This is a genomic window from Roseobacter sp., from assembly GCF_024639605.1.
Lineage (GTDB): Bacteria > Pseudomonadota > Alphaproteobacteria > Rhodobacterales > Rhodobacteraceae > Roseobacter.
In genome coordinates this window covers 1-7,205 of record NZ_JAHEHZ010000155.1, presented here as the reverse complement: position 1 = coordinate 7,205, position 7,205 = coordinate 1, and the positions used below count along the sequence as shown (strand labels likewise).

The window sequence follows — 7,205 nt, the reverse complement described above, 5'->3', positions numbered from 1 at the left end:
ACTCGGGGTGCGCGTCGCGCGCAAGCATCTCGGGTGGTATATGGACACCGCCGGCACGCCACAGGATCTGCGACGCGCGGTGCTGACAGCAGATGACAGCAAGTCTGTGCTGCGGCTGATCGCCAGAGCCTGTGACGCCTGCCCGGAGGTCGCGGCATGAACAATGACCAGTCGATCTGGGCAAGCCTGCCGGTGCCCACGCTTATCATCGGGCCGGACGACCGGATCGTGGATATCAATTCGGCGGCAGAGGGTTTTCTCAACCTCTCGGCCAAGACAGTGTGCGGCACGCCGGTCTGGGACCAGATTGCGGTAAATGACCCGCTCGAGAATGCCTTTGAGCGGGCGCGTGCGGCAGGTACGCCACTGTTTGTGAACGACGTGGATGTGGGCGGCGGTTCACGCGCGCCGATGCAGTCCAATCTGCAGGTCGCCCCGCTTGCCAATCACCCCGGCCATATGATCCTGATGATCTCGCCACGCGAACTGGCCGGCCGCATGACGCAGAACCATTCCGTGAAAGCCGCAGCCAAATCCGCGATCGGCATGGCCGAAATGCTGGCTCATGAAATCAAGAACCCGCTGGCAGGGATCACCGGGGCGGCGCAACTGCTCAGCATGAACCTCGGCGCAGAAGATCTGGAACTGACCGATCTGATCGTCGAGGAGAGCCGCCGCATCGTAAAACTGCTGAGCCAGGTTGAACAGTTCGGCAACCTCTCCGCACCCGATTTCCGTCCCGTAAACATTCACGACGTACTGGATCGCGCACGCCGCTCGGCACTTCTGGGTTTTGGGGCGCACATGAAGATCATCGAGGATTATGACCCTTCATTGCCGATGGCGTTCGGTGATCCGGACCAGCTGCTTCAGGTGGTGCTCAACCTGTTAAAAAATGCTTCAGAGGCCTCTGGCAGTGCCCGCGGTACAATCCGTCTGCACAGCTATTTCGAGCACTCTTTCCGGCTGCGGCGGTCGGACGGGTCGGGCCAGTCTCTGCCTTTGCAGATCGAGATCATTGATGATGGTCCCGGGCTGCCGGAGAACATCAAAGGCGACGTTTTCGATCCCTTCGTCTCGGGCCGCGAAAACGGTACCGGCCTCGGTCTCGCCCTCGTGAGCAAAATTATTTCCGATCATGGCGGCTGGATTTCAGTCACTTCGGTGCCCGGGCACACCGTTTTCCGCATTTCACTGGCGCGCGCGCCCAAAGAGGACGCGCCGGATATTTCTCAGGAGGTTTAAAGAATGGATGGCACAGTACTGGTTGCCGATGACGACCGCACGATCCGCACGGTTCTGACCCAGGCGCTGACCCGCGCGGGGTGCAAAGTCCACGCCACATCAAGCCTCACAACGCTGATGCGCTGGGTGGGCGAGGGAAAAGGCGATGTGGTGATATCAGATGTGATGATGCCTGACGGCAACGGGCTCGAGATGCTGCCCAAAATATCCGCTGACCGCCCCGGGCTTCCGGTCATCGTGATCTCGGCGCAGAACACGATAATGACGGCCATTCAGGCCGCCGAGGCCGAGGCGTATGATTATCTGCCCAAACCGTTTGATCTGCCCGATCTGATGAAGCGCACGGCGCGGGCGCTGGAAAGCCGCGCACACAGCCGCCGCGCGCCGGACCCTTCAGATGACAAGCCCGACGATTTGCCGCTGGTAGGACGCACGGCCGTAATGCAGTCGCTCTACCGGATCATCGCCAGGGTGATGAATACCGACCTGCCGGTACTGATCTGGGGCGAATCCGGGACCGGAAAATCGCTGATCGCGCGCGCAATCCACGACTTTTCCGACCGGCGGAACCTGCCTTTTGTGGCCGCCAACGGCACCGATCTTGAAGAACTCGAAGGCCCGTTACGGCTTCTTGCGCGCGTCAAGGGCGGCACGCTCCTGATCGATGAGATCAGCGATCTGAGCGACGAGTTGCAGGCGCGACTGGTGCGGATGATGGATACGCCCGGCGATTATTCACCGCGCTTTCTGGCCACCAGCCAGTCCGATCTCAATACCGCGATGGAAAAAGGCAGGATGCGCAAGGATCTTTATTACCGCCTGACCGGCGCCACCCTGACGGTGCCGGCGCTGCGTGAGCGCGTCGATGATATTCCGCTGCTGGCCGAGCACTTTCTCGGTCGCGCCGAAGCGGCCGGAGCATCACCGCGCACGCTGTCTGATGACGCCGCCACGATCTTTCGCAACTATTCCTGGCCAGGAAACGTGCGCCAGCTTGAAAACGCCATCCGCCGCCTCGGCCTGACCAGCCGCGCGGCTGAAATCACAGCCGCGGAAGTCGAGCAGGTGCTGGGCGCGCAGCCTGATCTGGAACCGATGCGTGCGGCAGGCAATACCGAAAAGCTCGGGGCTTCGGTGGAGCGCCACCTGCGCCGGTATTTCGATCTGCACGGCAATATGCTGCCACCCGCGGGGCTCTATGCGCGGATTCTGAAGGAGGTCGAGGCTCCTCTGATCGAAATCGCGTTGGAAGCAACTGGCGGAAATCAGGCAAAATGCGCTGATTTACTGGGGATTAACCGGAATACGCTCAGGAAAAAGATCACTGACCTCGATATTGAGGTGACACGTCGCCGTAAATTGATGTAAAACCGCAACACAAACCGTGGCGCAGGAGGGACACCCCTCGTGAAGACCACATAATAGAGCGGTTGGCGCGCAAAGCGCCACATCATAGGTGAGGATATCGGGTGGCGTCCCGTGTGGAAAAGTCACTGCGGCTGAGGCTGGGGCGTTTGCGCCGCATCAGGCGTGTGCGCAACGCAGCAACGCTGGGTCTGGTGGTTCTGGGCCCTGTGCTGGCGCTCACCACCTATCTCATTCTCGGGCCTCTCGGCGAGGCCAGCACAACGCTCAGTCTGCGGCTGATACTGCTTGCCGATCTTGTCTATATTCTCGTGGTTGCGGCCCTGGTCCTGGCCCAGGTCGCCCGGCTGATCGCAGCACGGCGCGCCAAATCCGCAGGCTCCCGCCTGCACCTGCGCCTGACGGTCGTTTTCGCCCTTCTGGCCCTGCTGCCTACTGTAACCGTCGCAATTTTTGCAGGACTTACGGTGAATGTCGGTCTTGAAGGCTGGTTTTCCGACCGGGTGCGCGGCGTGGTCGGCACATCACTGGCCGCAGCTCAGGCCTATGAGGCCGAGCAGCGTGAAGACCTGGCCGAAGACGCGCTCGCGCTCGCGCGCAGTATCGACGAGGCCCGCCGCGCGGGCGTGTTCATCTCCGACAGCGAACTGCTGAGCGACGGCCAGCGCCAGATTCAGCGCGGATTAAGAGAGGCCTATCTCATCGATGGCACCCGCGATATCCGGGCACGCGGCGACCGCTCTTATCTTTTCGACTACGAGCAACCGACACCTGAGCACATCACCGAAGCGCAGGAAACCGATGTGGTAGTCATCGAAGACTGGCCTAACAACGAGTTCCGCGCGCTGGTTAAGCTTAACGCCTTCATCGACCGCTATCTCTACATCAGCCGGGACGTGGACGGCGATATTCTGGCCCTGCTCGATGAAACCCAGGAAACCGTACGGCTCTACCAGCAGCTTGAAAGCGAACGGGGAAGGCTGCTTTTTGAGTTTGGCCTTTTGTATCTTGCCTTTGCGCTGATCCTGATCCTTGCGGCGATCTGGCTGGGCCTGTGGTTTGCCGAGCGTCTGTCGGGGCCCGTCGGCCGGCTCACAGGAGCGGCGCAGCAGGTCGGTGCGGGAGATCTTGATGTGCAGGTCCGCGAGGAATCCGGGGACGACGAGATTGCGATGCTCAGCCGGTATTTCAACCAGATGACCAAACAGCTGAAGGTGCAGCGCGAGACACTGATCGACAACACCGAACAGATTGAGCGCCGGCGCAGGCTCTTTGATTCCGTGCTGAGTTCCGTCACCTCCGGTGTGGTCGGGCTCGATCCGGAAGGCCAGATTACTTTCGTGAACCGTTCCGCTGAACGGCTGCTCGACTGGCAGGAGGGCCATGAGGCAGTGGCCATCACCGTTGCGGTCCCGGAGTTCGGACCTCTTTTCAGCTCGATCCGGAATTCTCCGGGTGAAGAGGCTCAGGCCGAGGTTCGCGTCAGTCGCCAGGGCCGTCAGGAAAACCTGCTGGTGCGTATGGCCACACGGCGCTCAGAAGAAGGCCGCCTCGAAGGCTATGTGATTGCGTTTGACGATGTGACCGATCTGGTGAGCGCACAACGCATGGCCGCCTGGGGCGACGTTGCACGCCGCATCGCACATGAGATAAAAAACCCGCTCACGCCCATTCAGCTCTCGGCCGAACGCATCAGACGCAAGTTTTCCGACCGGGTGGGCGAGGACAGCGACGCACTGGAACAGATGACCGGCGTCATCATCCGGCAAACCGGCGATCTGCGCCGGATTGTCGATGAGTTCTCCAAATTCGCACGGATGCCGGAGCCGGAACGTAAACCACTGAATCTCAGCCAGCTGGTGCGGGATGCGGTACTGTTGCAGCAGACCGGCCAGCCTGATGTCACGATCAAAGCTGATCTGCCTGAAGCTGTAATCGAGGCGGAACTCGACGGCACCATGATCTCTCAGGCACTCACGAACCTGATTAAGAATGCAGGCGAAGCCATTGAAAGTCTGAAAGAAAAAGGTATCCCAGAGGGTTTTTCCCCGGAAATTCAGGTTCACATGACCCGAGAGGGCGACCGCGCGGAGATCCGCGTCGCGGACAACGGGATCGGATTGCCGGAGGACCGCGCACGGCTTTTTGAGCCTTATGTGACGACCCGCAGCGAGGGCACCGGTCTTGGCCTTCCCATCGTTAAAAAGATTATTGAAGAGCACGGCGGAACGCTGGTGCTCGACGACGCGCCTGTTTTCGACGGGCAGACCCGTTACGGCGCAATGGCAGTGGTGACACTGCCGTGCCTTGACACCGCCGTGCAAAGCAAACCTCCGCAGGAAGGACTTCTGGCCCATGAGTGATATTCTGATCGTTGATGATGAACGCGATATCCGCGAACTGATCTCGGACATTCTGAAAGACGAGGGCTATGCGACGCGCCTCGCCGGCAATTCCGATGATGCGATGGCCTCGATTAACAGCGAAGCGCCGGCGCTGATCGTACTGGATATCTGGCTGAAAGACAGCCGGATGGACGGCATCGATATCCTCAAGACCGTCCGGCGCGATAACCCTGATGTGCCGGTGGTGATCATCTCCGGACACGGCAATATCGAAATCGCCGTCGCCGCGATCAAACAGGGTGCCTATGATTTCATCGAAAAGCCGTTCAACATCGATCAGTTGCTGGTGGTGATCCGGCGGGCGATGGAGACATCCCGCCTGCGCCGCGAAAACCAGAGCCTGCGCCGCCGCGATGTTACCCAGTCCGATATGATCGGAACTTCGGCTGCGTTCCGCACGCTGACGGGACAACTCGACAAGGTCACCAAAAGCAACGGTCGCGTGATGCTCACCGGCCCTGCCGGCAGCGGCAAGGAAGTCGCCGCGCGCTATATCCATGCCAATTCCAACCGCGCCTCAGCGCCTTTTGTCACCGTCAACTGCGCCGGGGTGGCGCCTGAGCGGATGGAAGAAGTGCTCTTTGGCCGCGAGACACCTGAACGCGGGGTTGAGCCCGGTCTGCTCGAAGAAGCCCACGGCGGTATCATCTATTTCGACGAGGTCGCTGATATGCCCGTCGGCACGCAGTCAAAAATCCTGCGCGTTCTGGTCGACCAGCAGTTTCAGCGCGTCGGCGGCAACGACAAGGTGCGCGTGGATCTGCGGGTCATTTCCTCTACGAACCGCGATCTTCAGCAGGCGATCACCGCCGGCACCTTTCGCGAAGAACTTTACCACCGGCTCAATGTGGTGCCGATTGAGGTACCTTCTCTGGAAGAGCGCCGCGAGGACATCCCCGAACTTGCACGGCATTTCATCACAGAAATGAATGCGTCCCAGGGCCTGCCGCTGCGCGAGCTCAGCGATGACGCGGTGGCACTGCTGCAGACCATGATCTGGCCGGGCAACGTGCGCCAGCTCAAGAACCTTGTGGAGCGGGTGCTGATCCTCGGCGACGGCAACGGCCAGATCGAGGCCAAAGAGCTGCCCGGCGAGGAAAACGGCGATGACAGCGAAAGCCGCGTCGTCCTGTCCGGCGCGCTGGCCACACTGGCACTGCGCGAGGCACGCGAGGCATTTGAGCGCGAATACCTGTTGACGCAGATCAACCGCTTTGGTGGTAACATCTCGCGCACCGCAAGTTTTGTCGGCATGGAACGCTCAGCACTGCACCGCAAACTGAAATCGCTGGGTGTGGTGACATCGGCCCGGTCCGGTGCGCGGGTGGCTCATGTGGACGAGGAAGTGGATCCGGTCGACTGACCCGGCCTTATCAGGAGGCGATATCCGCCAGCACATCGACGCCCTGCATTTTCAGAAAATGCAGGATGTCGATGAAGACCCAGTTTTCCGAGAGCTTGTCGCCTGAGCGCCGGTAGACATCCACGACGCGCATGTCTGCAGGCTGATCCGTGGCCGGCAGGCCCATAAAACCGCCGCCATTGATGAGCGTCAGGTTGGGCCAGCCGAAAAACGCGCCGTAATTTCCTTCGGCCATCCGGCAGAGGTGCCCGTTATAGACCCGATCGGTAATGCCGCGCCGGAACGGACCCTGGTGCTGTACGATATAGCGGTCGATGGTCGCGGTGGCCCCGATCCCGGCCGGCCCCCACCAGATCATGTCGTCGTTCCAGTCACGCGAGAGCTCTTCGCGTGGCGTCGGTGGCTTTGCGGCGGCATTGGCGTGGTTGATACTGCCGATCATCGCGTTGATCCGCGCCAGCGTTATGGCCGACGCCGCAGGATCGGCAGGAGCAAAATGCAGCCCGTCATGGGTGCGTGGTCCCGGCTGCACGAGGTGTGCGCCGGTCTGCTCGTGCGTGAGCGGGGTAAGCCCGGCCTGCATCATCAGGTGAATGAGATCCACAAAGAGTGCCGACCGTGTTATCTTCCCGTCCTCGACCTGGTTGAATTCCGCATAGCGCAGCATGGCGATTTTGCCGTGCGGACGGATCCCCAGAAACGGCGCATCGAAAAGTGCCATCAGATGGCCCATCGAACAGGTCCATCGGCCCTGGAAACCGTCAATCTCGTTCAGACCGGCAAAAAAGATATCCTCGCGCCGCTGCACACCGGTGAACGACGTAAGG

Annotated in this window: 5 protein-coding genes and 1 pseudogene; 5 read left to right on the top strand and 1 reads right to left on the bottom strand. The window is 60.7% G+C overall.

Annotated features, from left to right (window positions below; translation table 11 throughout):
• The 5 genes and pseudogenes from Q0M35_RS15785 to Q0M35_RS15765 all read left to right on the top strand — a co-directional run.
• Positions 1–160: pseudogene (locus Q0M35_RS15785) on the top strand (tRNA dihydrouridine synthase DusB); the annotation flags it as partial.
• Entirely contained in the window at positions 157–1,245 is a 1,089-nt protein-coding gene (locus tag Q0M35_RS15780; RefSeq protein WP_295316992.1) for an ATP-binding protein, read from the top strand. The pseudogene Q0M35_RS15785 and the gene Q0M35_RS15780, both read left to right, overlap by 4 nt.
• 3 nt (positions 1,246–1,248) lie before the next feature.
• On the top strand, positions 1,249–2,613 hold the full coding sequence (locus Q0M35_RS15775) for a sigma-54 dependent transcriptional regulator (RefSeq protein WP_295316991.1): 1,365 nt from the start codon (positions 1,249–1,251) through the stop codon (positions 2,611–2,613).
• A gap of 131 nt (positions 2,614–2,744) precedes the next feature.
• Positions 2,745–4,973, top strand: coding sequence for a PAS domain-containing sensor histidine kinase (locus Q0M35_RS15770; RefSeq protein WP_295316995.1), 2,229 nt, complete (start codon positions 2,745–2,747; stop codon positions 4,971–4,973).
• Entirely contained in the window at positions 4,966–6,378 is a 1,413-nt protein-coding gene (locus Q0M35_RS15765; RefSeq protein WP_295316989.1) for a sigma-54 dependent transcriptional regulator, read from the top strand. Before Q0M35_RS15770 ends, Q0M35_RS15765 begins: the two co-directional genes overlap by 8 nt.
• Positions 6,379–6,388: 10 nt before the next feature.
• Here Q0M35_RS15765 and Q0M35_RS15760 read toward each other — a convergent pair.
• The coding region (locus Q0M35_RS15760) for a nuclear transport factor 2 family protein (RefSeq protein ID WP_295316987.1) at positions 6,389–7,205 on the bottom strand (817 nt) is incomplete at its 5' end.